The organism is Pseudomonas sp. efr-133-TYG-23, from assembly GCF_030209215.1.
GTDB lineage: Bacteria > Pseudomonadota > Gammaproteobacteria > Pseudomonadales > Pseudomonadaceae > Aquipseudomonas > Aquipseudomonas rhodesiae.
The window spans coordinates 161,786-185,564 of record NZ_JARVSL010000018.1; the positions used below are offsets into that span (position 1 = coordinate 161,786).

18 protein-coding genes are annotated in these 23,779 nt (G+C 61.0%); 2 read left to right on the forward strand and 16 right to left on the reverse strand.

Annotated elements, in window-relative coordinates; genetic code table 11:
- Nucleotides 1-26: 26 nt before the first annotated feature.
- The 16 genes from QRN41_RS12365 to glnE form a co-directional block, all read right to left on the reverse strand.
- Nucleotides 27-911, reverse strand: coding sequence for a glycosyltransferase (locus QRN41_RS12365; protein WP_034136628.1), 885 nt, complete (start codon nt 909-911; stop codon nt 27-29).
- Nucleotides 908-2,062: a glycosyltransferase family 4 protein gene (locus QRN41_RS12370; protein WP_123479566.1), complete on the reverse strand. Its 1,155-nt coding sequence runs from the start codon at nt 2,060-2,062 to the stop codon at nt 908-910. The genes QRN41_RS12365 and QRN41_RS12370 overlap by 4 nt, the downstream gene beginning before the upstream one ends.
- A complete protein-coding gene (locus QRN41_RS12375) occupies nt 2,059-2,943 on the reverse strand; it encodes a DUF6625 family protein (RefSeq protein ID WP_034136626.1) in 885 nt (294 codons plus the stop codon). The genes QRN41_RS12370 and QRN41_RS12375 overlap by 4 nt, the downstream gene beginning before the upstream one ends.
- A gap of 56 nt (nt 2,944-2,999) precedes the next feature.
- Entirely contained in the window at nt 3,000-4,415 is a 1,416-nt protein-coding gene (locus QRN41_RS12380; RefSeq protein ID WP_167416782.1) for a PIG-L deacetylase family protein, read from the reverse strand.
- Nucleotides 4,412-5,308 carry an antimicrobial resistance protein Mig-14 gene (locus QRN41_RS12385; RefSeq protein WP_034136624.1) on the reverse strand — a complete coding sequence of 299 codons (897 nt, stop codon included), beginning with the start codon at nt 5,306-5,308 and terminating at the stop codon, nt 4,412-4,414. Before QRN41_RS12385 ends, QRN41_RS12380 begins: the two co-directional genes overlap by 4 nt.
- Nucleotides 5,308-6,438: a glycosyltransferase gene (locus QRN41_RS12390; RefSeq protein ID WP_167416781.1), complete on the reverse strand. Its 1,131-nt coding sequence runs from the start codon at nt 6,436-6,438 to the stop codon at nt 5,308-5,310. Before QRN41_RS12390 ends, QRN41_RS12385 begins: the two co-directional genes overlap by 1 nt.
- Nucleotides 6,422-8,179, reverse strand: a complete 1,758-nt coding sequence (locus QRN41_RS12395; RefSeq protein ID WP_034136622.1) for a carbamoyltransferase family protein — start codon at nt 8,177-8,179, stop codon at nt 6,422-6,424. Before QRN41_RS12395 ends, QRN41_RS12390 begins: the two co-directional genes overlap by 17 nt.
- 142 nt (nt 8,180-8,321) lie before the next feature.
- A complete protein-coding gene (locus QRN41_RS12400) occupies nt 8,322-8,678 on the reverse strand; it encodes a YceK/YidQ family lipoprotein (RefSeq protein ID WP_123479568.1) in 357 nt (118 codons plus the stop codon).
- 298 nt (nt 8,679-8,976) lie between these two features.
- The gene (locus QRN41_RS12405; protein ID WP_167416780.1) at nt 8,977-10,419 is read right to left on the reverse strand and encodes a lipopolysaccharide kinase InaA family protein; all 1,443 of its coding nucleotides are present in this window, start codon (nt 10,417-10,419) and stop codon (nt 8,977-8,979) included.
- Nucleotides 10,419-11,171 carry a lipopolysaccharide kinase InaA family protein gene (locus QRN41_RS12410; RefSeq protein ID WP_167416779.1) on the reverse strand — a complete coding sequence of 251 codons (753 nt, stop codon included), beginning with the start codon at nt 11,169-11,171 and terminating at the stop codon, nt 10,419-10,421. Before QRN41_RS12410 ends, QRN41_RS12405 begins: the two co-directional genes overlap by 1 nt.
- Nucleotides 11,168-11,902: a lipopolysaccharide kinase InaA family protein gene (locus QRN41_RS12415; RefSeq protein ID WP_034136618.1), complete on the reverse strand. Its 735-nt coding sequence runs from the start codon at nt 11,900-11,902 to the stop codon at nt 11,168-11,170. Before QRN41_RS12415 ends, QRN41_RS12410 begins: the two co-directional genes overlap by 4 nt.
- The gene (rfaP, locus tag QRN41_RS12420) at nt 11,902-12,708 is read right to left on the reverse strand and encodes a lipopolysaccharide core heptose(I) kinase RfaP (protein ID WP_167416778.1); all 807 of its coding nucleotides are present in this window, start codon (nt 12,706-12,708) and stop codon (nt 11,902-11,904) included. The genes QRN41_RS12415 and rfaP overlap by 1 nt, the downstream gene beginning before the upstream one ends.
- On the reverse strand, nt 12,705-13,829 hold the full coding sequence (locus tag QRN41_RS12425; protein ID WP_167416777.1) for a glycosyltransferase family 4 protein: 1,125 nt from the start codon (nt 13,827-13,829) through the stop codon (nt 12,705-12,707). The genes rfaP and QRN41_RS12425 overlap by 4 nt, the downstream gene beginning before the upstream one ends.
- Nucleotides 13,829-14,890, reverse strand: coding sequence for a lipopolysaccharide heptosyltransferase I (waaC, locus tag QRN41_RS12430; RefSeq protein ID WP_034095555.1), 1,062 nt, complete (start codon nt 14,888-14,890; stop codon nt 13,829-13,831). Before waaC ends, QRN41_RS12425 begins: the two co-directional genes overlap by 1 nt.
- Nucleotide 14,891: 1 nt before the next feature.
- Complete coding sequence (waaF, locus tag QRN41_RS12435) at nt 14,892-15,926, reverse strand: lipopolysaccharide heptosyltransferase II (RefSeq protein WP_034095554.1); 1,035 nt, start codon at nt 15,924-15,926, stop codon at nt 14,892-14,894.
- Nucleotides 15,927-15,981: 55 nt separating this feature from the next.
- Nucleotides 15,982-18,921 carry a bifunctional [glutamate--ammonia ligase]-adenylyl-L-tyrosine phosphorylase/[glutamate--ammonia-ligase] adenylyltransferase gene (gene glnE, locus QRN41_RS12440; RefSeq protein WP_167416776.1) on the reverse strand — a complete coding sequence of 980 codons (2,940 nt, stop codon included), beginning with the start codon at nt 18,919-18,921 and terminating at the stop codon, nt 15,982-15,984.
- 383 nt (nt 18,922-19,304) lie between these two features.
- On the opposite strand from glnE, the gene aceE reads away from it, so the two are divergent.
- Together aceE and aceF are read left to right on the forward strand one after the other, a co-directional pair.
- Complete coding sequence (aceE, locus tag QRN41_RS12445; protein ID WP_167416775.1) at nt 19,305-21,950, forward strand: pyruvate dehydrogenase (acetyl-transferring), homodimeric type; 2,646 nt, start codon at nt 19,305-19,307, stop codon at nt 21,948-21,950.
- A gap of 11 nt (nt 21,951-21,961) precedes the next feature.
- A complete protein-coding gene (gene aceF, locus QRN41_RS12450; RefSeq protein ID WP_167416774.1) occupies nt 21,962-23,611 on the forward strand; it encodes a dihydrolipoyllysine-residue acetyltransferase in 1,650 nt (549 codons plus the stop codon).
- Nucleotides 23,612-23,779: the final 168 nt, after the last annotated feature.

Genomic DNA, 23,779 nt, shown 5'->3' on the forward strand with positions numbered 1-23,779 from the left:
CGAAGCTGGGGCGCCGGGCAGCGATGTCAGTCTTTTTCCAATGGAGAAAGATACAGCCGGCTCAAACCACGCCAGGTTTTCTTGTTCCACGCGCGGAACGGAATCTGCGCGAGCAGCTCACGCGCCAATGTGCGATCGCGGTTGGCGGTTTTGAGGAACATCGAGCTGAGAAACTTGTAACGCACCTCGTCATAGCGAGGATGATCGCTGAACAGCGCGTATGAGCGCAGGATGTTGTCGATCATGAATCGATGATTCTTGTATGAGTTAGTGGCGTGTTTGCGGTAGCGAGCCATCAGCACATTCAGGCCATCGATGAAGTACCCGGCGCGGGTGATCTTCAGCTCGATCAACAAATCTTCCAGACGGATCTCGGGGTCGAACCCGCCGACCTTTTCCAGCGCCTCGCGCCGAATCATCAGCGTGGGCGCTGGCGGATAAGGTTTGCGCTCCAGAAACATGTCATCGAAATCAAGCCGCCGGAAGGGTACATCCCGGCGCTGGCGTTTCTCTGGGAACAGTTCGCCGTTCGAATCGATCAGCTCTATATTGCCGGCACAGATACCGACTTCGGGCTTACCGTCCATATAGGCGACTTGGGTGGCTATGCGCTCCGGCAACATGATGTCATCAGAACCGAACGGCACAACCAACGGCCCCTGGGACCGTGCCACAGCGCCATTGAGCGTGTTGGTAAGACCTTGATTCTGTTGGACACGAAAGTCGAACGAGTAACGCTCCTGCAAGCGACGAATACGCTCTACGCTGTCGTCGGTCGAACCGTCATCAATCACCAGCAACTCGATATTGGAGTAGGTCTGATTCAGGACGCTGAGAATGCTCTGCTCGATATAGGGAGCGTGGTTGTAAGACGCAATGATCACAGTGACCAAGGGCTGACTCTGGTTCATACGTTGTTCCTGTCTACTTGAGCCAAGCCTGAATCAATCAACTTCAGGTATTGCTGGCGAAACACTTCAATATCGTGTTGCGCTTGGAGGTACTGGTAAGCCTGCTCGCCTTTTTGAGCGAGGGCTTCATCGGGCAACGCCAAGTAGGTATCCAGCGCCTGTGTCAGGTCGGGCACATTGGCCGGTTCCACCGCCAGGCCACCCGCGCCTTCGATCAGCGGAAGCATGGCCGGCACGCTGGAGGCGATCACCGGCAAGCGGCCGCTCATGCCTTCCAGCAAGGCCAGTCCGAGACCTTCTGCCAGCGAGGGCATTGCCCAGATATCGAAGGCCCGCACATATTGCAGTGCGTTCTCCTTGAATCCCAGCAAATGGACTCGGCCTGCCAGGCCAAGGCTCTGGATTTGGGCCGCGAGGTTGGACTGCTCACGTCCCGCACCAATAATGGCGAGCTGCGCATTAGGGTATTTATCTTTAAGCGCCGCGAATGCCTGCAACAAATAGGTATGGCCCTTCACGGGGACCAGACGCCCCAAGGCACCGATCAAGCGCACCGAAGGGTCGATGCCCAACAACTGACGCGCGCGCTCCCGCGGATGCTGCAAGGCTTCGGCCTGTTCGATATCGATAGCATTGGTAATGGCGTAGGTGTTCTGGTCGGTAAATCCGCACTGGCAATCCAGCAGGTACTGTTTGACCGCAGGCGAAACTCCGACAAACCGCCAGTGTTCGTCGATCCAGCGCGAGGCCTGCTTGCGCCGGTACAGACGATCATATTCACCAAAGCCGTGGGAAATGCCGATACACAGAGGAATTTTCAACCAGCGGTTCAACTGCAACATCATGTTGACCGGCTTGAAGCGGTTGCACACGACGGCATCAAACTTTTCCTTGCGGCAGAATTGATAGAGCCGCCACATCGCGCGCAGCCTCATCCCTTTAAGGGACTTGTCGGAAAACTCGAAATAAACGGACGTTTCGGCGCGACTGACCGGGTCCGTCGGCCCAGGACGGCCGCGCAGGAATGCCGCCGTGACTGTATAGCGCTCTGCGGGCAATGCCTTGACGATCTGCTCAGCCAGGTCGGCAAAATCATGGGATTTGACATTGTAGTCAGGCTGTAATTGCAGGACCTTGAAACGCCGACTCATAACTCTCCTCGATGGAAACCGGTGGCATCAACGACCCAGGATGGCTCAGCAGCCAGCGCCTGGATGTACTCCGCGCTCGACTCTGGCAACAACGGCCACTGATTTCGTTTCCAACACACGAAATGGAAATAGGGAAATTCCTGCTCGCCGTCCCTGTCGTTGGTCAAGCGACCGTCCTTCCAGAACCACTGATGGGGAAAGCGATCACTGCCGTCGTGCCACTTGATCACGCCACCCGGTGTGCTGAACGCTTCAGTGAAATCGCTACGTCGACGCCAGGGGTTGAACTTTCCCACCAACTCAAACAGCGGCTTCGGGAAATTCTTACGCCACAGAAAAATTCGGCTGAAGGCACCTTCATCCAGCGCATGATGCGCTTCATCAGCAAAGCGCGCCTCCCAATCCTTGATCCGCATAAAAACACGCTGCATCTCAGCGGTGTTGCGAATCAGGCACAAATGGCCAGCGACCCGCCGTTCATGGGTAGAGAACAGGTCATAGCCGGCCAACCGCTCGGCAGTGAAATAGCGACGCAGGTTGCCGTAGATAAGGTCCAGGTCACCAAATGCCCAAAAATCATAACCCGTGAGGCGATCCGCATGGATGTACCCCAGCGCGGGTTTGATGTCGCACAGTTTGTAAGGCGCCTGAGGCCCGAAGCGGATGCTCAAGCGTTGGGATACCAACGCGCAGTATTCGTCAAATGTCGTGCTTTCGATCCTGACATTCTCCGGGACGTTTTCCGGAATAGGGCAGTCGCTGAATAATAGCCAGTCAATATCCGGGTTGCGCCGACAGCTTTCCAGAAAGAAAGGCATCCAGAATGGCCAGCGGCCAAAATACGGAATAAGAAAGAGAATGCTGGGGCACGGATTATTCAAAACGGACTCACTGTCATATTAACGGGGGCACTCTGCGCCCCTCACGTTGCGTAACGTTACTTGGGTTTTATGACCCAGAAGAGTTCATGGCGCCGAACGGCTTTGCGGAAAAACTCGTTTTCCCCCCAGGGAGACACCTTCCTACCGGCCAACAAACACTGTATGACGCGTCGCACGCGCCGTTTCAACGGCATCTTCGGCTGCAGGTCATGCATCATCCCCAGCGACATAGCCTTGTCACGTTGAATCTCTGCGGGTAGCGACAAGCAGTAGGGCCGCAGAGTGTAAGCCGGATCAAAGGATGGTGGCAAAGCGACACCATTTCCAGAGTCCCCCATCGGCCAGCGATCGTTGTCGTGCAGGTGATTGGCATAGCCCAGCAATGTGGTGGGTTGCCACTCCAGTCCCTGCAAAGCTTGCAAAACCGCCTCCTGCGCGCAGACGTGGTCAGGATGGGGATCGAGCACCGGATGGGGCAGCACGATGACCTCAGGACGCGCCTTCAACAACACCGCGCGTAAGTCGGCCAACAGATTGTTCCAGGTTGGCCGCCCATCCCCATCAGCCGGTAGCGGGAAGGGGTTGAACTGGCGAAACGGGCGGATATCACTCAATTCTGCCTCCCGGGAGCCCACTGCCAGATCAGGCTCGGCCTGCATTGCCGCCAATTGCAGGCAGAAATACCCAAGCTGCACGCAGTTTTCCTGGGGCACACCTGCCCAACGAGGTACGGCAACGCTGTCCCAGGCACGCAAGCGGCCCTTGAGCCGTGCTGCATCCCGTGTGGTCAGGCCCATTCGCTGATAATGCTCGGCTTCGATCTCGCCAGCGGTCAATGTGACGATCCACGGCTGGGTCGCCTGGCTGTACAAACCAAACGCGGCAAGTTCGGCATCGTCGGCATGGGGCGCAATGACCATTACTCGCTGCTGTCGCACATCAGGCTGGCGCCATACCGAAAGCACAGGCTCACCCAGTACCCGGCACCATCGCCCTTTTAGCGCCAGACCGCCCTCAAGCAACGCGTGCGCCTGACCCGTGAGGTTCAGATAACGCAGGCCGTCCACGCCCCGCTCGAACGTTTGGCGATCATCCGTCGACAGAGCAATGAAGGGGTCGATAAAACGCCCTGCCAGGCTGCTTTTGATGCGCAGCGCCAGGATCAGGGTCTCATCCCCCGACAACGCCAGCGGCTCGCAGAGCATCAGCCGCCCCTTGTCCAGAATGACGGAGGGCTGCTCGGCATCGGCTGCGAACTGATACCGATAGTCGTCCTTGGGCGAGTAGAAGAGATGGTCGGCAAACCAGGCCTCATGGGCAACCCACGCCAAGACCGCTAATAAAAGCGGCAGCCACCACGCCACCGTTACTCCCACCACGACCAACAGCAACAACGCAACCACCAGCCCCAGCCGCTTATTACGGCGATGACGCTTGAGCAGTGCCTGCTTACGGTTCTGGGATTGGCTCATACGGTGTACACCGGCACGGGATTGCACCAGCGATCCTTGTACTCCCGATCCGCACGCCCAAAGGAAAAACGCAAGGGTTTGCCGACCTCACGAGCCTGCTCCCAAGCACTTTGAGTGTTGAGGAAACTGAGCACGCTGCCTGGGCTGAATGCCCGGGTTTCGGGATCGACGCCACCGTTGACGTATTCCACACTGATCCACTCGGGTGACTCGACCCGGTATACCAACTGGATGGCAACAGGAGCATCGTTGAGAAAAATCACCGAGCCGATCAACCACTCGCGCAGTAACTCGATCACCTCGGCCATGCGCTCGGCGCCCGTAGCGACAAAGCCCCAGCGGCGTAAAAATAAATCGCAGTACATCGCGCCAAGTTCGGTGCTGGAAAACTCACTCACCGGCCGTACCGAGCCACCAGCTTCCTCCAGCAGACGCAGTTCGCGGCGCTGGTTGTAGCGGAATTTTTTCGATAGCTCTTCCGGGGGCCGTGCCATGGCCAGTTGTTCGGCCTGTAGCTTGAGACCGCTGAAACGACCTTCATTGAGGGCTGAAAGGTAGCGCGCCCGGTGCCTTAACGGTGCCTGTGCCTGGGCGCAGGCCGGTAGGATCAATTCAGCGTTGCCCAGGTCGAACAGCCCCTTTTTACCCCGCTGCTTGAGGACGTCTTTGGACAGTGCCAAATCCCGCCCCCAGGTCGCGATGCAAGCTTGCAGCTCACCGCCTTGCTCCCATGCCAGATAACGCACCGGGATATCCGCCAGCCCCGCCAGGCGCTCAACGATTTGCGGATGAGTGGCGACACTGCCACCAAAACGCCCCCAGGCCTCGCTGTAGACAGGGGCGTCGACGACGGACCAGCCGCGCTCGCGCCAGCCTTGGAATCGATTGAGCATCAAGCCCCCGCGGTCAGTTCAATAACGTGCGGCAATTGCCAGAAAGTATCGCGTACCGCCCGATCCGAGAAACGCGTGCGCAGGCGCTCCAGCATCATTTGGGCACACTGCCGCTGCTGTTGCTGATCCATCGCAGCCAAGTGCCGCAGCCCCTGAGCGAGATGTTCGGCATCGCCGAAGGGAAACAGGACGCCCACGCCTTCGACCACTTCCCGCGCCCCGCCGCACGCCGTAGCCAGCAGCGGCACGCCCGCCGCCATCGCTTCGAGCAGCACCATGCCGAAGGGTTCGTGATCGGAACTCAGGGCAAAGGCATCGAACGCACGGAAATATCGACGCGCATCCGGCACCTGACCGAGGAACAACACCTGGTCGGCAATACCCAACTCCTGTGCCAGGTGCTTGAGGCTTTGCTCCAGGCGCCCTTTGCCAAGAATCGCCAGACGGCTTGCGGCCGGCAGGTGCGGCAACGCGAGGGCGAAGCCCTTGAGGAGCGTGGCCTGGTCCTTGTCCGGGTGCAGGCGGCCGACATTGCCGACCACCCACGCATCCGGCGACAGCCCCAAGGCATCGCGCGCCTCGCCTACCGAGACCTGGCTGGCCTGCAACGCGTCGACATCAACGCGGTTGTACAAGGTCTGGATACGCTCGCTGGGCCAGTCGGGCAGGCAACGCCGCATATCGTCGCGCACCGCATCGGACACACCCAGCAAACTCAGGCGTTTACGGAAAATCCCGGCGAACAGCTTGCGGCTGCGGCGCTGGTAGTCGCCGAAGGCGTGATGCACACCGATCACGGGCAAACGGCTGCCCAGCAAGGCGATATAGATCGGCTTGAATCGGTGGGCGATACAAAAACTGAAATGGCGCGACGCGGCAATTTTGCGCAACTGCGCGATGGCCGACAGCTTCAGGCCACGGATAGCCTTGGAACTGAACGCCATGAACAGCACTTCATCGCTGGCACACGCCGCGGCCACGGCAGGGTCGGGGACCCCGGTGAGAAACACCGTGGTCACCTTATAGCCGGAGCCTGCAAACAAACTGGCGTACTGTCGCGCACAATCGAGGAAAGGCCCGTCATAGCCATGGCAGAACTGTAGGACGTGGCGATCAGCCGAGCGCGTCATAAGGGTCCACACCGTCCTTGACCACGAGGATGTCTTCCATGATCAGGTATTGCAGGTCGGAGCCGAAGAACATGTTCAGCGCGTCGGTCGGCGAGCAGATCATCGCTTCGCCACGGCGGTTGAGCGAGGTGTTCAGGGACACGCCGTTGCCGGTCAGTACTTCCAGCTCTTTCATCATGTCGTAGTAGCGCGGGTTGTATTCGCGCTTGAGCACCTGGGCGCGGGAGGTGCCATCTTCATGGACTACTTCCGGCACGCGGGTCTTCCACTCTTCAGCCACTTCGAAGGTGAAGGTCATGAACGGCGCCGGGTGATCGACCTTGATCATTTGCGGGGCCACGGTGTCGAGCATCGACGGGCAGAAAGGCCTCCAACGCTCGCGGAATTTGATCTGGTGGTTGATGCGGTCGGCCACGCCGGTGGCGCTCGGGCAACCGATGATCGAACGACCGCCCAGCGCACGCGGGCCAAACTCCATGCGGCCCTGGAACCAGGCCACCGGGTTGCCGTCGACCATGATCTTGGCGATGCGCTGCGGCATGTTTTCGATCTTGCGCCAGTTCGGCTTGCTCTCGTGCTTGGCGCACGCGGCAATCACATCTTCGTTGCTGTAGGACGGGCCGAGGTAGACGTGTTCCATCTTCTCCACCGGCACACCACGAGCGTGGGATACATAGGCGGCCGCACCGACGGCGGTACCGGCATCGCCGGACGCAGGCTGCACGAACAGCTCTTTCACGTCGTCACGGGCGATGATTTTCTGGTTCAGTTTGACGTTCAGCGCGCAACCGCCGGCGAAGGCCAGCTTGCCGGTGTCCTTGAGGATGTCGCCCAGGTAATGGTCGATCATCTGCAGGGCCAGCTTCTCGAACAGCGCCTGCATGCTGGCGGCGTAGTGGATGTACGGCTCGTCGGCGATGTCGCCTTCGCGCTTGGGGCCCAGCCACTCGATCAGTTTCGGCGAGAAGTAGAAGCCCTTGCCCTTCTCTTTGTAGCGACGCAGGCCGATGACGTTGGCGTAATCGGTGTTGATCACCAGCTCGCCGTTTTCAAAGGAAGCCAAACGCGAGAAATCGTATTTGCTGGCATCGCCATAGGGCGCCATGCCCATGACCTTGAACTCGCCGTCGAGCATCTCGAAACCGAGAAACTCGGTGATCGCGCCGTACAGGCCGCCGAGGGAATCCGGGTCGTAGAATTCTTTGATTTTGTGGATCTTGCCGTTCTCGCCGTAGCCGAAGAACGTGGTGGCGTACTCACCCTTGCCGTCGATGCCAAGGATCGCGGTTTTTTCCTGGAAGCCCGAGCAGTGGTAGGCACTGGAGGCGTGGGCCAGGTGGTGCTCAACCGGCTCGATCTTGATCTTCTTCGGATCGAAGCCCAGTTGCTCCAGGCACCACACGATCTTGTTGCGGTAGCGCTTGTAGCGGCGGTTGCCCATCAGGATCGCGTCGAGGGCGCGGTCCGGGGCGTACCAGTAACGCTTGGCGTAGTGCCAGCGCGCCTCGCCGAACAGGCTGATCGGGGCGAATGGGATCGCCACCACGTCAACGTCGGAAGGCTTGATGCCGGCCTGTTCCAGGCAGAACTTCGCCGATTCGTAGGGCATGCGGTTCTTTGCATGTTTGTCGCGTACGAAGCGCTCTTCTTCGGCGGCCGCAATCAGCTTGCCGTCGATATACAGGGCTGCGGAAGGATCATGGCTAAGGGCGCCGGACAGGCCAAGAATCGTCAATGCCACAGGGGTCTAGCCTCTTTTAGTCTGCATGCAGGCGGGTCGCGCCTGAAAAAAGTGTGCCTCCCGCGCGGGCGGGAAACAGCTAAAGGGCGGGATTATAGCTTAAAAGCAGTGGGAAGCTGTTAGCGGCAAGCGGCAAGTGGGCCTAGCGGTAGATCTCGATGCTGCCGTCTTTGTTCTGGCGGTAGATCGTATAAGGCAGGACCAGGGTATCCAGCACGCCGGACCCCAGGAATTCGATGGCGATGATCGGTAGAGCGTTGCCGGTACTGTTCGACAGGCTTGGATCGTTCAGGCTTCTTTCAGGCTTGGGTTCACCGTTGAGCGTACAAAACCCGTACAGCACGCCGCTGTAGATGCGCGGCACGTTTTCGCAATGGCTGCGCGAGTCCTTGAGATTCTGGCTGGTCACGGCGTCCGGGCGAAACACGGTGTTGATCGTGCCGCAACCGACCAATGCCAGTATCCCAACCAGCCAGATGACCCTCGATAAATGCCGCATGTCCGCTCCTTTGGTCCATTTACTCAGGAACGGCCACGCTAGCACCGCCCGCCATGAAGTCCCAGTACGGACGCGTCGATTAGCCGCGTAGGAAGATTCCCGAATGAAAGAAATCGCCCGGTTCACTAAAGTCGCGCCCCTTTGTGCGCTCACTTCCAAAACGCCACTGATTTACGACTGTTCGATGAGCGGCCTCACCCGCTTAACCCTGGCGCTGCCACCCTGGCGGGCAGCGACGGGTTGAGCAAAAACCGGCGCGACTGCCGACGCCGAGCCTCCATTCTGATGGTCAGAGCGATCAGGTGGGTTGCTTGGGCAACCGCTGGTCGATCAGTTGATATAACGCACTGTCCTGCGGCCAGTTGCGCATAAACCGCGCGCGGTCCTTGGCGTAGGCCGGGGCGAAGCTGGCGAGACTGCGGTGCTGGCACATCGCATCGAGATCGATCAGGGCCCAACGGTCTTCGTGCCAAAACAGGTTATGGCCCTTGAAATCCCCGTGGCTGATGCGCTCGCGGATCAGCTCGGCGAATAAATGATCCAGCGCCTGCAGCTCGTTTTCCGGCGCGTCGCCGTGTTCAACGTAGGGCGCGAAACGCTCGATGATGTCTGGGCCCGGCAGGTATTCGGTGATCAGGTACGCACGGCTGCGCAGCCAGAGAAAACGCTTCTCCAATACCGCCAACGGCTTGGGCGTGGCGATGCCGAGGAAGGCCAAGCGATTGCCTTCGCGCCAGGAATGCCAGGCGCGGCTCGGGCGCCAAAAACGCTTGAGCCAATGGGCGAAGCCCTTGATGTTGTAACGCTTGATCACCAGCGGCCGACCGGCCACCTCGACTTTGGCCACACTGGCCGCACCGCCGGTCTTGTACAAATGGCCCTGGTCCAGCAACACATCGGCCTGCTCCAGCACCGGCAGCATTGCGGGCACTTCCTCGCGCCTGATCGCGCGCAAGGCAAAAGCACCGCGCACGACACTGAACAGCGTGCATTCGCGGCCGACCTTTTCCAGAAAGTCCTTCAAACGCCAGGCACTGACCTTGCGTACTTGTTTTTCCAGGGCTTCCAGGGGCAAGGCATGTTCGCTGTTGCTCAGCAGGTAATACACCAGCAACTCTTCGGTAAACGGCTCAAGATTCTTCGGCAATTGCGCAAAAAACACCCCGAGGTTTTCCAGCACCCGGTTGCGCGACAGCGGCTTGCCGGCTTCTTCGACGCGAATTCCGGCGCCATCGATCAGGTACAGCTTGCCGTCCTTGCGCAGCAGGTTGTCCAGGTGCAGGTCTTCCTGCCACAAGCCTTTGGCGTGCATTTGCGCAATCGCGCCCAGTGCTTCGGCGAGCACCGCCGTTTGCTCATCAGCCAAGGGCGGCAAACCTTGGACCGCCTGCCAGGCATCGGCCAGGCTTTCGGCACCCTCGATAAATTCGAACAGCAACCAGCCACCCTCGCCTTGCTGCAAACCGTCGGCCAGCAGCAAAGGCGTGATCAGGCCCTGTTCGGCCAACAGGCGAACACCGCTGAGCTCACGCTGAAAATGCCGCGCCGCCTTACTGCCTACCAGCAACTTGGCCAGCACTACGCGCCCGCGCCAGACGGCCGCGCCGACATAGCGCTCGCCCGGCAACACGCGCAACAGGCTCAACAGCTGCAGTTGACCGGGGCCGGCGGCGTCCGCCAGGTCCAAGGTCAGGGGCAGGCTTGGGGTGCGGCCGGCGTTTTTCAGCTCCGACAGGCGCATCAGCGCTTCTCCTTGTGGCCGCGCCGGGTCGTCAGGCGTTGCAGCCAAGTGGCGACCTCTGCGCTGTCTTCAGGTTGGTCCAGGTAGGCCGCCAGCAACTGGCGCACCTGTGCGTCGGACCATTGCGGGGAACGGCGCAGCAACGGCTCCAGGTCCTTGACCCGATCCCGCCAGCCAAACAACAACGGGCGGGTTTTCTCCAGGTCGATCAACTGCGCGGCATAACCTTCGCCGGTGGCCTGCAGGAAAATATGCTTGGGGTAGAAACAGCCATGCACCTGGCCGACGCCATGCAGCCGGCGCGCCAGTTCGCCGCATGCCCGCAGGATGGCGCGGTGCTGGGCATCGCTGAGCGAAGGCCACTCCTCCAGCAGCGAATCCAAGTCGTTCCAGCCGTCGAGGGCACGGGTCAGCAGCATCGCGCGGTACTCGCCGGCCACCTTGCGTTCACCGTAGAACGCCGCCTGCAAGGCCGGGATACCCAGCGTGCGATAACGGCTGATATTACGAAACTCGCGGGAGAAGCTCGGCTCGCCCCATGGGCGATGAAGGCTGCGGGTCAGGTAGTTGCTCTGACGCTTGAGGTAATACCCCTGCCCCTCCAGCTCCAGGCGAAACACGCTACTCCAGCCACCGCGACTGGTATTCGGTTCGTCCACTGCGTCGAGCTGTTTGGCCCACAAGGCGTCGAACGTAGCCAGACCGTTGCGCTCCAACAAAGCCCGGTCTTCAGCCGCCACAAAATCACTCATTCGCGCCCCTCAAAAAACTTCACCACATGGCGAATACGCTGTTTGTCCGATGCACTCAGGTGCTGGCGCTGACGGTATTGCAGATAGAAGCGCAGGCGCTGGGTGGCCGACAGGTGATACTTGGCCACCTTGTCCAGGCAGGCCAGGTCTTTGGTAATGCGGTACTTGAGCCAGAACCCGCGCCAGAAATCGCCGTTGGGGCAATCGATCAGATACAGGGTCTGCTGGTCGTCGATCAGCAGGTTGCGCCACTTCAAATCGTTATGAGTAAAGCGGTGATCGTGCATGGTGCGGGTGTATTCGGCGAGCTGGCGGCTGACCCCATCGACCCAGCGCGGATCGCGCAGACGGGGGTCGTTGCGATCGGCCAGCGCCGACAGGTCTTCGGTCTTGGGCAATTCACGGGTGATCATCGCGCCGCGATCATAGGCCAGGCCTTTACGCTCCAAGCCCCAGGCCACCACATCGGCGGTGGGAATGCCCCATTTGGCAAAGCGCTTGAGGTTCTGCCATTCGGACTTGACCCGCGGCTTGCCCAGGTAGCGACGCAAGCCCTTGCCGGCGCCAACGTAGCGCTTGACGTAATAATTGACCCCCGCGCGCTCCACTCGGATCACTTCGGACAACGGATCGCGGGTCAGCCGCTCTCCTTGCAGGGCGAACACCGCGTCGAGGCTGCCAAAGTCTTCCGCCAGGCCGGCGTAGGCCGGTTCCAGGTTCCAGCCCGCCATCAGAGCGCATCCCCGTATCGCTGTTTACGCGCGTAGAGCTTGTCGGCCTTGCCTTGCAGCCACTGCAACAAAGCGCTTTCTTCGGCCAGGATCTGGCGCAGTGGCTGCTGGAAGTAACCCTTGAGGAACCGCAGCTTGTCGCGACGGGTCAGGCCGATGTCCAGCGCCGAGAAGTACAGCGCGGCCAGGTCTTTGTTGCGCCAGCGCAGGCTGATTTTCGGCCGGGTCTGGGCACGGTGCAGGTCGATTACCGACAACTTGAAGCGATCAGGCGTGACCGGCGTGTCGGTGTGCAGCAGGAAGTGGCAGATGTAGCAGTCACGATGGTTGACCCCGCCGCGATGCATCATGCCGGTCATGCGCGCCACTTCGGCGATCAGCGCGCGCTTGAGGCGCGGCTGCGGTGGCTGCTTGACCCAATCAATGCTGAAGTCTTCCAGGCTGACCGTGGGCGCCAGCTCTTCGGTGATGATGAACGAATGCTGGTCCGCCGGGTTGCTGCCGCGCTCGCCGTAGGCCACGGCAGTCATGGTCGGCACACCGATTTCCTGCAGGCGCTGGATCGCCAGCCATTCCTGCCCGGCGCCGAGTACCGGCAGCTTGGCGGTGACCAGGTTCTTGACGATCTCACCCCAGCCGATGCCCCGGTGGATCTTCACAAAGTAGCCACGGCCGTCCACCTCGGTGCGCAAGGTGCGTCGGGCTTCCAGTTCGCGGTACACCTCGCCTTCCAGCCGCTCTACTTCGGCGAACGCATCGCGTCCGGCCCAGAGGCTCTTGAAGGGTTCGGCAAGCATCAACTTCATGGCTTTGGCTCCGCCAGAATCACATCCGCAGCGCGCTGCGGCATGCTGTAGAGGTCGGCCGTCTCAGCGAAAGCCAACCCGTTGCGGCTCCAGGCCGCGCGCTGTGCAGAATCGGTCAACATGCGCGCCAGGTACTCGTTCAACTGAGCCTGTTCGAACGGCTCATTCAGCACCAGACCGCTGTCGGCCTCGGCGATGTAATGGGCATAACCACACACCGCCGAGACCAGTACCGGCAACCCGGCCACCAGCGCCTCAAGCAGCACGGTGCCGGTGTTTTCGTTATACGCCGGGTGGATCAACAGGTCGGCGCCCAGCAGGAAACGCGGGATATCGCTGCGCCCTTTAAGAAACTGCACGTTATCGCCCAGCCCCAATGTGGCGCTTTGCAATTGGAATACTTTGGGGTCGTCCTGGCCGATTACAAACAGACGCGTGCGTTTTTTCAGCTCCGAGGGCAACGCGGCCAGCGCCTTGAGGCTGCGGTCGACGCCCTTGGTTTTGAAGCCGGAGCCGATCTGCACCAACAGCAGGTCATCCTCGCCCAGGTTGAATTCCTTGCGGAACCCTGCGCGGATTGCGGCGGCGTCCGGCGGTGCGCGACGGTCCTGGGCGATGCCCGGCGGCAGCAGGTGAAAGCGCTCCACCGGGGTGTCGTAGTGCTTGATGAACAGCGGCTGCTGCACTTCGGAAATCATCAGGATTTCGGTCTTGGCGTCCTTGGCGAACACTGCACGTTCGTATTCGGCGAAGTGGCGGTAACGACCAAAACTGCGGTACAGCGAATGGCGCAGGTTCTGTGCTTTGTCTTCAAAACAACCGTCGGCAGCGTAGTACACGTCCAGGCCTGGCATCTTGTTGAACCCGATCAAACGGTCCACCGGGCGCTTGGCCAGGTCGGCCTCCATCCAGGCACTGAGTTTTTCGTTGCGCCGATGGTTGAAGAACGCTTTGACCGGCGCCACCAGCACTTCAAAGCCGGGCGGAATATCGCCCTCCCAGATCAGCGTGTAGACGCGAATCTGATGGCCGCGCCGCTGGCACTCCAGGGCGATGCGCATGAAGTCACGCTGCAGGCCGCCGAAGGGGAAGTATTTGTACAGAACAAAAGCCAGTTGCATCAGTGCAGTTCCTCAGCCAGTAACAACGTGCTCAGTCGGCTTGCCACACGCTCAGGGTTCAGGCGCGTGAAGCACAGGGGCGATTCGCGCGCGATGTCGAACCGACGCAGGTCGTCGGCCGTCGGTTGATAGGTACAGTGTTTTTGCAGGCACGGCGCGCAGGACCAATCGCTGGCCAGGTGAATCTGCGCCTTGCCGTAGGCGCCGGTCAGGCCCGGATTGGTGGGGCCGAACAGGGAGATGGTCGGCACATCCAGCGCCGCCGCCAAGTGCCCCAGGCCGGTATCCACCGCCACGCAAGCGCGGGCGCCGGCCAATACCCGAGCCACGCCGGCCAGGTTCAACTTGGGCAATACTTCGGCGTTCGCCAGCCCTTGAGCCAGGCGTTCGGCGCGGGCTTTTTCCGTGGCGTTGCCCCAGGGCAGCTTCACGTCCACGCCCAGGCGCCCCATGCGTTCGGCCAGCTCGCGCCAGTAGGCTTCCGGCCAGTGCTTGGTGTCCCAAGTGGTGCCATGCAGCAGTAGCACGAAGGGCTTTTTCGGTGGCAGGCCGAGCAACTTGTCGACGCTCAGGCCGTAGTCGCCCAAGCCTTTGGGCAAGTCATAACCCAGGGCTACGGCGAACAACTGACGCAAGCGTTCCACCGCGTGCTGCCCACGAGCCACGGCCAGACGTCGGGAGTAAAAACGCGCCGCGATGGGCTCACGGGCGGAGTTTTTATCAAAGCCGGCCACCGGCGCCCGTACGTAACGGGTCAGCCAGGCGCTTTTGAACAGGCCCTGAGCGTCAATCACCAAGTCATACTTGGTCGCCTGGATGCGCTGCTTGAAGCGCCGCCATTCACCGCTCTTGAAGGTTTGCCAGAGGTTCTTGCGCCAGCGGCGGATCGCCACCGGGATCACCTTGTCTACCGCTGGGTGCCAGGTGGGGATTTCGGCAAAGCCCTCTTCCACGACCCAGTCGAATTGAATGCCGGGGATCGCCCGCGCCGCGTCGGTCAGTGCCGGCAAGGCGTGGATCACGTCGCCCAGGGATGAGGTCTTGACTACCAGTACCCGCAACTCAGTGAACCTCAACCACGTCGCCCTGCAACCGCTGCAAGGCTTCGCTGACCGACTGCGGCAGCAACTGGCGCAGGCAATTGTAGTGGCCGAAACGGCAGGTGCGTTCGAAACACGGGCTGCAATCAAGCCCCAGGCGCACCACTTCCACTTTGTCGGCCAACGGCGGGGTGAAGCCCGGCGAGGTGGACCCATACACCGCCACCAACGGGCGGTTCAGCGCCGCGGCCACGTGCATCAGGCCGGAATCGTTGGACACCACCGCATCGGCGCAGGACAGCAGGTCGATCGCTTCGGCCAGCGAGGTGTCGCCGCTCAGATTTACCGCTTCTTCGCGCAGGCCCGGGATCAGACGCTGGCGGATGTCTTCGCCCACCGAGTGGTCGTTCTTCGAGCCGAACAACCATACTTGCCAGCCTTCGCGGATCTTCATCTCAGCGACCTTGGCGTAATGCTCCGAAGGCCAGCGCTTGGACTCGCCGAACTCGGCGCCGGGGCACAGCGCCAGCACCGGGCGATCCAGGCTGAGGCCGAACTTGGCCAGCGCCGCGTCGCGGGTGACCGGGTCGATCCGCAGGCTCGGGCGCGGATAGGGTTTGGGCAACTCGGCACCCGGCGCGTAGGCCAGGGCCATAAAGCGTTCGATCATCAGCGGATAGCGGGTTTTGTCCAACGTGCGCACGTCGTTGAGCAGCACATAGCGAAATTCGCCGCGCCAGCCGGTGCGCTTGGGGATGCCGGCAAAGTACGGCACCAGCGCCGACTTGAGCGAATTGGGCAGCAGGATCGCCTGGTCGTACTCGCCGGCCATGGATTTGCCGATGCGACGACGGGTCGCCAGTTCCAGGGCGCCGTGGCCGAGCGGAAAGCTCAAAGCCTTGCGCACTTCGGGCATGCGCTCAAGGATCGGCCGGCTCCACTCAGGGGCGAGCACGTCGATCTGGCAATCTGGATGGCGAGCGCGCAGGCACTGGAACAGTGTCTGTGCCATCACCATGTCACCGACCCAACTGGGCCCAACGATCAGAATATTCATGTAGTTTCCACAAACGATGCGGGGAGGCTTATGCCTCCCCGCCCTAATAGTGTCTTCAGCTCAATCCCAGTTCCTGCCAGATTCGCATCACCTGGCGCCGCTCCTCGACGAACTGATCCCCGGCCACCGTACCGGCCTCGTTCTGCAAGGCCTGACGATGCGCGGCGGAACGGTAGGCTTTATACACCTCACGCAGCAGATGGGCATCGGCGGCGGGCATCAACCCCACCTGCTCCAGGCCTTCCAGAATGCGGATATTGTCGGTGTAGCGCAGCAACGATGGATGTTGCGCAGACCACGCCAAAGCCGCGTATTGCACCATAAATTCAATATCGACGATACCTCCGGCGTCCTGCTTGAGGTCGAACAACGCCGAGGCTTCGAAGGCATTGGCGCCCTTGCCGGCCGCAGTGCTCTTGGTGCCCAGGTTGTCGCGCATCTTGGCGCGCATCTCGCTGACCTCCTGGCGCAGCGTCGCCAGGTCACGCTCGCGCCCCAGCACCCTGGCACGCACTTGCTCGAACGCCTGGCCAACGTCCTGGCTACCGACCAGCACGCGGGCGCGGACCAACGCCTGATGTTCCCAGGTCCAGGCTTCATTTTGTTGATAGCGGTCGAACGCCCCCAACGAACTCACCAACAGCCCGGATGCGCCAGACGGGCGCAGGCGCATGTCCACTTCATATAATTGGCCGGAGTTGGTCTGGGTCGTCAGCAAATGAATGATGCGCTGACCCAGGCGCGTAAAGAACTGCGCACCGTCGATCGGCTTGGCGCCATCGGTTTCGGCATGCGGGTCGCCGTCGTGGATAAACACCAGGTCCAAGTCGGAACCATGCCCCAGCTCGATGCCGCCGACTTTCCCGTAGCCGACAATGATGAATCCAGGATCGCACAAGGTGCCGTCCAGCCGTTGCGGCGAGCCGTGGCGCGCCACGGTCTGGCGCCAAGCCAGGGCGAGGACCTGTTCGAGGATCGCCTCGGCGAGCCAGGTCAGGTAATCGCTGACTTTCATCAACGGCAGGCTGCCGGCGATTTCCGAGGCGGCCACACGCAGGCGATGCGCCAACTTGAAATGGCGCAGGGCTTCCATCTGCTGTTCAAGGTCATCTTCGGGAATGCGTGTAAGGCGTTCGCGCAGTTCGGCGGCCAGTTCCGGCGCCAACGGCGGCTTGAACAGGCGCCCTTCATTGAGCAATTCATCCAGCAACAGCGGGAAACGCGTGATCTGCTCGGCGATCCAGGGGCTGGCGGCGCACAGGGTCAACAGGCGACGCAGGGCGTCAGGGTTTTCGGTGAGCAGCACCAGATATGCCGAACGCCGCGCGACGGCTTCGACCAGCGGCAACACGCGTTCCAGCACCAGGTCCGGGTTGGCATGCTCGACGGCCTGGGCCAGCAGGCGCGGAATAAACGCATCCAACCGTTCACGGCCCAGGCGCTGCATGGCGCGCAGTTGCGGGCTGCCGCGCAGGCTGGCCAGGGCTTTGAGTGCCTTGGGTGCATCGGTGAAACCGCCTTCGGCCAACTGCCGGCAGGCGGCGTCTTCGTCCTGGGACTCTTCCCACAGCGGCAACCACTCACCGCCTACCACCAGCTCGCTTTCTTCGCCTTCATCCTCATCCGGATCGGCGATGACTTGGCGGAAGTGCCAGTCAATCCGGCCACGCCAGTACATCAGGCGTTCATGGAACGCGGCCCAGTCGGCAAAACCCAACATAAAGGCAATGCGCGCCTGATCCTGCGGACTGTCGGGGAGCATCTGGGTCTGGCGATCGGCAATCGCTTGGATCGCATGCTCGGTGTAACGCAGGAACTCATAACCGTTGCGCAACTCGGCGATCACCGCCGGCGGCAGGTAGCCCTGGCCCTCCAGAGTGCCGAGCACTTTAAGCAATGGGCGCTGCTGCAAGCTCAAGTCGCGGCCGCCGTGGATCAGCTGGAACGCCTGGGCGATAAACTCCACTTCGCGAATGCCGCCCGAGCCCAGCTTGATGTTGTCGGCCATGCCTTTGCGCCGCACTTCCTGCTGGATCAGTTGCTTCATCGTGCGCAGTGCTTCGATGGCGGAAAAATCCAGGTAACGCCGGTAGACGAACGGCCGCAGCATGTCGAGCAATTGCGCGCCCGCCACCTGATCGCCAGCCACCACCCGCGCCTTGATCATGGCGTAGCGCTCCCAGTCGCGGCCCTGGTCCTGGTAATACTGTTCCAGCGCATTGAAGCTCAGCACCAGCGCACCGGCCGAACCGTATGGGCGCAAGCGCATATCCACGCGGAAGACAAAGCCGTCGACCGTCATCGGGTCGAGCGCCTTGATCAATTTTTGACCAAGACGGATGAAAAATTCCTGATTATCCAGCGCACGCTTCACCCCCACGGTTTCGCCGCCTTCGGGGTAGGCGAAGATCAGGTCGATGTCCGACGAGAGGTTCAGCTCAACCGCACCGAGCTTGCCCATGCCGAGGATCACCATGTGCTGGGCCTCGCCGCTGCGGCGCCCGGTGGGCGTGCCGAATTGCACACAGTGGCGCTGGTACAGCCACTGGTAGGCCTGGTCGATGCTGGCGTCGGCCATATCGGACAGGTCGCGGCAGGTTTGCACCAGATCGGCCTGGCGCGTCAGGTCACGCCAGATAATGCGCACTTGCTGGCGGGTACGCTGGCGACGCAGCACACGGCCCAGCTCATCTTCTGTTTCGGCTTGTTGCACCGCGCCAGCAATTTGCCCGCATAGCTCGCCAGGTGCGAAACCACGGTCCAGCTCGCCCCAGGCGGCCAGTTCGAGCAACATCAAAGGGTCACGAAGGCTCTGTTCAATAACGAAATCACTGGCGGCGCACACCCGGGCGAAGTCGGCCCAGCGTTGCGGCGTCCATTCAGAAAGGCCATGATCGTCATCCAGCGCGGCCACTGCGTCACGAAATGACTGCTCGGCCCGCTGGGCAGCTGGGAGCAGAATGGCCGGCAATTCGGCCAGCGTTGGAAGGCTCATGGTCTATCCTTGGTCGGCGCGTAAAAGGCTTGTAGCGAGACGTGCAGGCACCACGCTGAATGAAGGACTGTCGAACAAAAGTTAGAAATAGCTGAAAACACTTTAATTTTGGCAGGCAACATTAAACTTCTACCTTTTCTTGTTCGCAAAAGATCAACAATAACGATTATGCTCACCAGCCAGACCGAGCCATACGCTCAGTCTTGTGTAGTTTTACTACTCGTATATACATTCGAAAGGCTGAAATGGCCGACGATTTGTAGTAAAACTACAGGACGCCGAAGCAACCTTCGGCCATCCAAGAATTTATGTCGTCTGCCCACAAGGCCAGTCGCAAACTTCAGGCAACCGATTCTGGTAGCCTTTCCGCCCTGGAGCAAGCCATGCAAGACCTCGATCCCGTCGAAACCCAGGAATGGCTGGACGCCCTGGAATCGGTTCTCGACAAAGAAGGCGAAGACCGTGCTCACTACCTGATGACCCGTATGGGCGAACTCGCGACCCGCAGCGGCTCGCAACTGCCTTACGCCATCACCACGCCATACCGCAACACCATCCCCGTTACCCACGAAGCACGCATGCCTGGCGACCTGTTCATGGAACGCCGCATTCGCTCGCTGGTACGTTGGAACGCCATGGCGATGGTAATGCGCACGAACTTGAAAGATTCGGACCTGGGCGGTCACATCTCCAGCTTCGCTTCCAGCGCAACCCTGTATGACATCGGCTTCAACTACTTCTTCCAGGCCCCGACCGACGAACATGGCGGCGACCTGATCTACTTCCAGGGCCACACCTCCCCAGGCGTTTACGCCCGTGCGTTCATGGAAGGCCGCATCAGCGAAGAACAAATGAACAACTTCCGCCAGGAAGTCGACGGTCAGGGCCTGTCGTCCTACCCGCACCCTTGGCTGATGCCGGACTTCTGGCAGTTCCCGACCGTATCCATGGGTCTGGGCCCGATCCAGGCGATCTACCAGGCGCGCTTCATGAAGTATCTGGAAGCCCGCGGTTTCATCCCTGAAGGCAAGCAGAAGGTCTGGTGTTTCCTGGGCGACGGCGAGTGTGACGAGCCGGAATCCCTGGGCGCCATCTCCCTGGCCGGCCGCGAAAAACTGGACAACCTGATCTTCGTCATCAACTGCAACTTGCAGCGCCTCGACGGCCCGGTTCGCGGCAACGGCAAGATCATCCAGGAACTCGAAGGCGTGTTCCGCGGTGCGCAGTGGAACGTGACCAAAGTCATCTGGGGCCGTTTCTGGGACCCACTGCTGGCCAAGGACGTCGACGGCATCCTGCAACGTCGCATGGACGAAGTCATCGACGGCGAGTACCAGAACTACAAAGCCAAAGACGGCGCGTTCGTGCGTGAACACTTCTTCAACACGCCTGAACTCAAGGCGATGGTTGCCGACCTGTCCGACGACGAGATCTGGAAGCTCAACCGTGGCGGCCACGACCCGTACAAGGTCTATGCGGCATACCACGAAGCGGTCAACCACAAAGAACAACCGACCGTCATCCTGGCCAAGACCATCAAGGGTTATGGCACCGGTGCCGGCGAAGCGAAAAACACCGCGCACAACACCAAGAAAGTCGATGTCGACAGCCTGAAGTTGTTCCGCGACCGTTTCGACATCCCGGTCAAGGATGAAGAACTGGAGAACCTGCCGTTCTTCAAGCCGGAGCCGAACAGCGCCGAAGCCCGCTACCTGAGCGAGCGCCGCTCCGCACTGGGCGGTTTCGTGCCACAGCGCCGCGCCAACAGCTTCAGCGTGCCAACGCCGGACCTCAGCACCCTCAAGGCCATCCTTGACGGTTCGGGCGACCGTGAAATCTCCACTACCATGGCCTTCGTGCGGATTCTTGCGCAGCTGGTCAAGGACAAGGACATCGGCCCGCGCATCGTCCCGATCATCCCGGACGAAGCCCGTACCTTCGGTATGGAAGGCATGTTCCGTCAACTGGGCATCTACTCCTCCGTCGGCCAGCTCTACGAGCCAGTCGATAAAGACCAGGTGATGTTCTACAAGGAAGACAAGAAGGGCCAGATCCTCGAAGAAGGCATCAACGAAGCGGGCGCCATGAGCTCCTTCATTGCGGCCGGTACTTCGTACTCCAGCCATAACCAACCGATGCTGCCGTTCTACATCTTCTACTCGATGTTCGGCTTCCAGCGCATTGGCGACCTGGCCTGGGCAGCGGGCGACAGCCGTACCCGTGGTTTCCTGATCGGCGGCACCGCCGGCCGTACCACGCTCAACGGCGAAGGCCTGCAACACGAAGACGGTCACAGCCACATCCTGGCTGCCACCATCCCGAACTGCCGCACCTTTGATCCAACCTACGGCTACGAGCTGGCGGTGATCATCCAGGACGGCATGAAGAAGATGACCGAAGAGCAGCAGGACGTTTTCTACTACATCACCGTGATGAACGAGTCCTACCAGCAGCCAGCCATGCCGGCCGGTGTCGAGGACGGCATCATCAAGGGCATGTACCTGCTCGAAGAAGACACCAAGGAAGCGGCGCACCACGTGCAACTGATGGGCTCCGGCACCATCCTGCGCGAAGTGCGTGAAGCGGCGAAGATCCTGCGTGACGAATTCAACGTCGGCGCCGACGTGTGGAGCGTTACCAGCTTCAACGAACTGCGCCGCGACGGCCTGGCCGTAGAGCGCAGCAACCGCCTGCATCCGGGTCAGAAACCAGCGAAGAGCTACGTCGAAGAATGCCTGGCCGGCCGCAAGGGCCCGGTCATCGCCTCTACCGACTACATGAAGCTGTTTGCCGAACAAATTCGCCAGTGGGTCCCTTCCAAGGAATTCAAAGTCCTGGGCACCGACGGTTTCGGCCGCAGTGACAGCCGTAAGAAGCTGCGTCACTTCTTCGAAGTCGACCGTCACTTCGTGGTGTTGGCAGCCCTGGAAGCCTTGGCTGACCGCGGTGAGATCGAACCCAAGGTGGTGGCTGACGCCATCGTCAAGTTCGGGATCAACCCGGAAAAACGCAACCCACTGGACTGCTGAGGAGACTTTTTGTGAGCGAACTCATTCGCGTACCTGACATCGGCAGCGGTGAAGGTGAAGTAATCGAGCTGTTTGTGAAGGTCGGCGACACCGTCGAAGCCGACCAGAGCATCCTGACCCTGGAATCGGACAAGGCGAGCATGGAAATTCCTGCTCCCAAGGCCGGTGTGGTCAAGAGCCTGAAGGTCAAGCTGGGCGACCGCCTGAAAGAAGGCGACGAATTGCTGGAGCTGGAAATCGAAGGTGCCGCCGATGCGGCGCCTGCGGCGGCCCCTGCCGCTGCCGCACCCGCGCCGGCCGAAAAGCCTGCCGCTGCCGCCGAGGCCCCAGCAGCACCGGCCCCGGCCGCTGCACCGGCTGCCGCCAGCGTTCAGGACATTCACGTTCCGGACATCGGCTCGTCGGGCAAAGCCAAGATCATCGAGCTGCTGGTCAAGGTCGGCGACACCGTCGAAGCCGATCAGTCGCTGATCACCCTGGAGTCCGACAAGGCCTCCATGGAGATCCCATCGCCGGCTGCCGGCGTGGTGGAAAGCATCGCGGTCAAGTTGGAAGACGAAGTCGGCACCGGTGACTTCATCCTCAAGCTCAAGGTACAAGGCGCCGCGCCTGCCGCTGCTGCTGCACCGGCCGCCGCTCCGGCCGCCAAAGCTGAAGCCGCGCCGGCTCCGGCTGCTGCACCCGCACCGGCTGCCAAAGCCGAGGCCGCCCCAGCCCCAGCCGCCGCGCCTGCGCCAAGTGGTGCCAAGGTTCACGCCGGCCCAGCCGTGCGTCAGCTGGCCCGTGAATTCGGCGTTGAGCTGAGTGCCGTCGCGGCCACCGGCCCTCACGGTCGCGTGCTGAAGGAAGACGTGCAGGCTTACGTCAAAGCCATGATGCAAAAGGCCAAGGAAGCGCCAGCTGCCGGCGGCGCGACCGGTGGTTCGGGCATCCCGCCGATCCGTACCGTGGACTTCAGCCGCTTCGGCGAAACCGAAGAAGTGCCGATGACCCGCCTGATGCAAATCGGTGCGGCAGGTCTGCACGCCAGCTGGCTGAACATCCCTCACGTCACTCAGTTCGACCAGGCCGACATCACCGACCTGGAAGCATTCCGCGTTGCGCAGAAAGCCGTGGCCGAAAAGGCTGGCGTCAAGCTGACCGTACTGCCGCTGCTGCTCAAAGCCTGTGCACACTTGCTCAAGGAGCTGCCGGACTTCAACAGTTCGTTGGCACCAAGCGGCAAGGCGATCATTCGCAAGAAGTACGTGCACATCGGCTTTGCCGTCGACACGCCTGATGGCCTGCTGGTGCCGGTCATCAAGAACGTCGACCAAAAGAGCCTGCTGCAACTGGCTGCCGAAGCGGCTGCCCTGGCCGCCAAGGCCCGCGACAAGAAGCTCACCCCGGACGATATGCAGGGCGCCTGCTTCACCATCTCCAGCCTCGGGCACATTGGCGGTACTGGCTTCACGCCAATCGTCAACGCGCCGGAAGTGGCGATCCTGGGTGTATCCAAGGCCACTATCCAGCCGGTCTGGGACGGTAAAGCGTTCCAGCCGAAGCTGATGCTGCCATTGTCGCTGTCCTACGATCACCGTGTGATCAACGGCGCCGCCGCTGCACGTTTCACGCAGCGTCTGAGCCAATTGCTGAACGACATCCGCACCATTCTGCTGTAAGCCGCAACGGGCCTTCTTTTACTCGGAAGGCCCGTTTGCATCGATTTCCGAGCGCCACGCTCGTACCTCAACCCCGCCACTTGGCGGGGCTTTTTTTGCGCGGCCAACGGCAAAAATTGGACAGAGAGAACAGGTTTGTACACCTTCTGTCAGCGCGACTGTAGAAAT

Coding starts and splice junctions, on each gene's coding strand:
- QRN41_RS12365 (WP_034136628.1), bottom strand. CDS start 911: ATGAACCAGAGTCAGCCCTTGGTCACTGTGATCATTGCGTCTTACAAC.
- QRN41_RS12370 (WP_123479566.1), bottom strand. CDS start 2,062: ATGAGTCGGCGTTTCAAGGTCCTGCAATTACAGCCTGACTACAATGTC.
- QRN41_RS12380 (WP_167416782.1), bottom strand. CDS start 4,415: ATGAGCCAATCCCAGAACCGTAAGCAGGCACTGCTCAAGCGTCATCGC.
- QRN41_RS12385 (WP_034136624.1), bottom strand. CDS start 5,308: ATGCTCAATCGATTCCAAGGCTGGCGCGAGCGCGGCTGGTCCGTCGTC.
- QRN41_RS12390 (WP_167416781.1), bottom strand. CDS start 6,438: ATGACGCGCTCGGCTGATCGCCACGTCCTACAGTTCTGCCATGGCTAT.
- QRN41_RS12400 (WP_123479568.1), bottom strand. CDS start 8,678: ATGCGGCATTTATCGAGGGTCATCTGGCTGGTTGGGATACTGGCATTG.
- QRN41_RS12405 (WP_167416780.1), bottom strand. CDS start 10,419: ATGCGCCTGTCGGAGCTGAAAAACGCCGGCCGCACCCCAAGCCTGCCC.
- QRN41_RS12410 (WP_167416779.1), bottom strand. CDS start 11,171: ATGAGTGATTTTGTGGCGGCTGAAGACCGGGCTTTGTTGGAGCGCAAC.
- QRN41_RS12415 (WP_034136618.1), bottom strand. CDS start 11,902: ATGGCGGGCTGGAACCTGGAACCGGCCTACGCCGGCCTGGCGGAAGAC.
- rfaP (WP_167416778.1), bottom strand. CDS start 12,708: ATGAAGTTGATGCTTGCCGAACCCTTCAAGAGCCTCTGGGCCGGACGC.
- QRN41_RS12425 (WP_167416777.1), bottom strand. CDS start 13,829: ATGCAACTGGCTTTTGTTCTGTACAAATACTTCCCCTTCGGCGGCCTG.
- waaF (WP_034095554.1), bottom strand. CDS start 15,926: ATGAATATTCTGATCGTTGGGCCCAGTTGGGTCGGTGACATGGTGATG.
- glnE (WP_167416776.1), bottom strand. CDS start 18,921: ATGAGCCTTCCAACGCTGGCCGAATTGCCGGCCATTCTGCTCCCAGCT.
- aceE (WP_167416775.1), top strand. CDS start 19,305: ATGCAAGACCTCGATCCCGTCGAAACCCAGGAATGGCTGGACGCCCTG.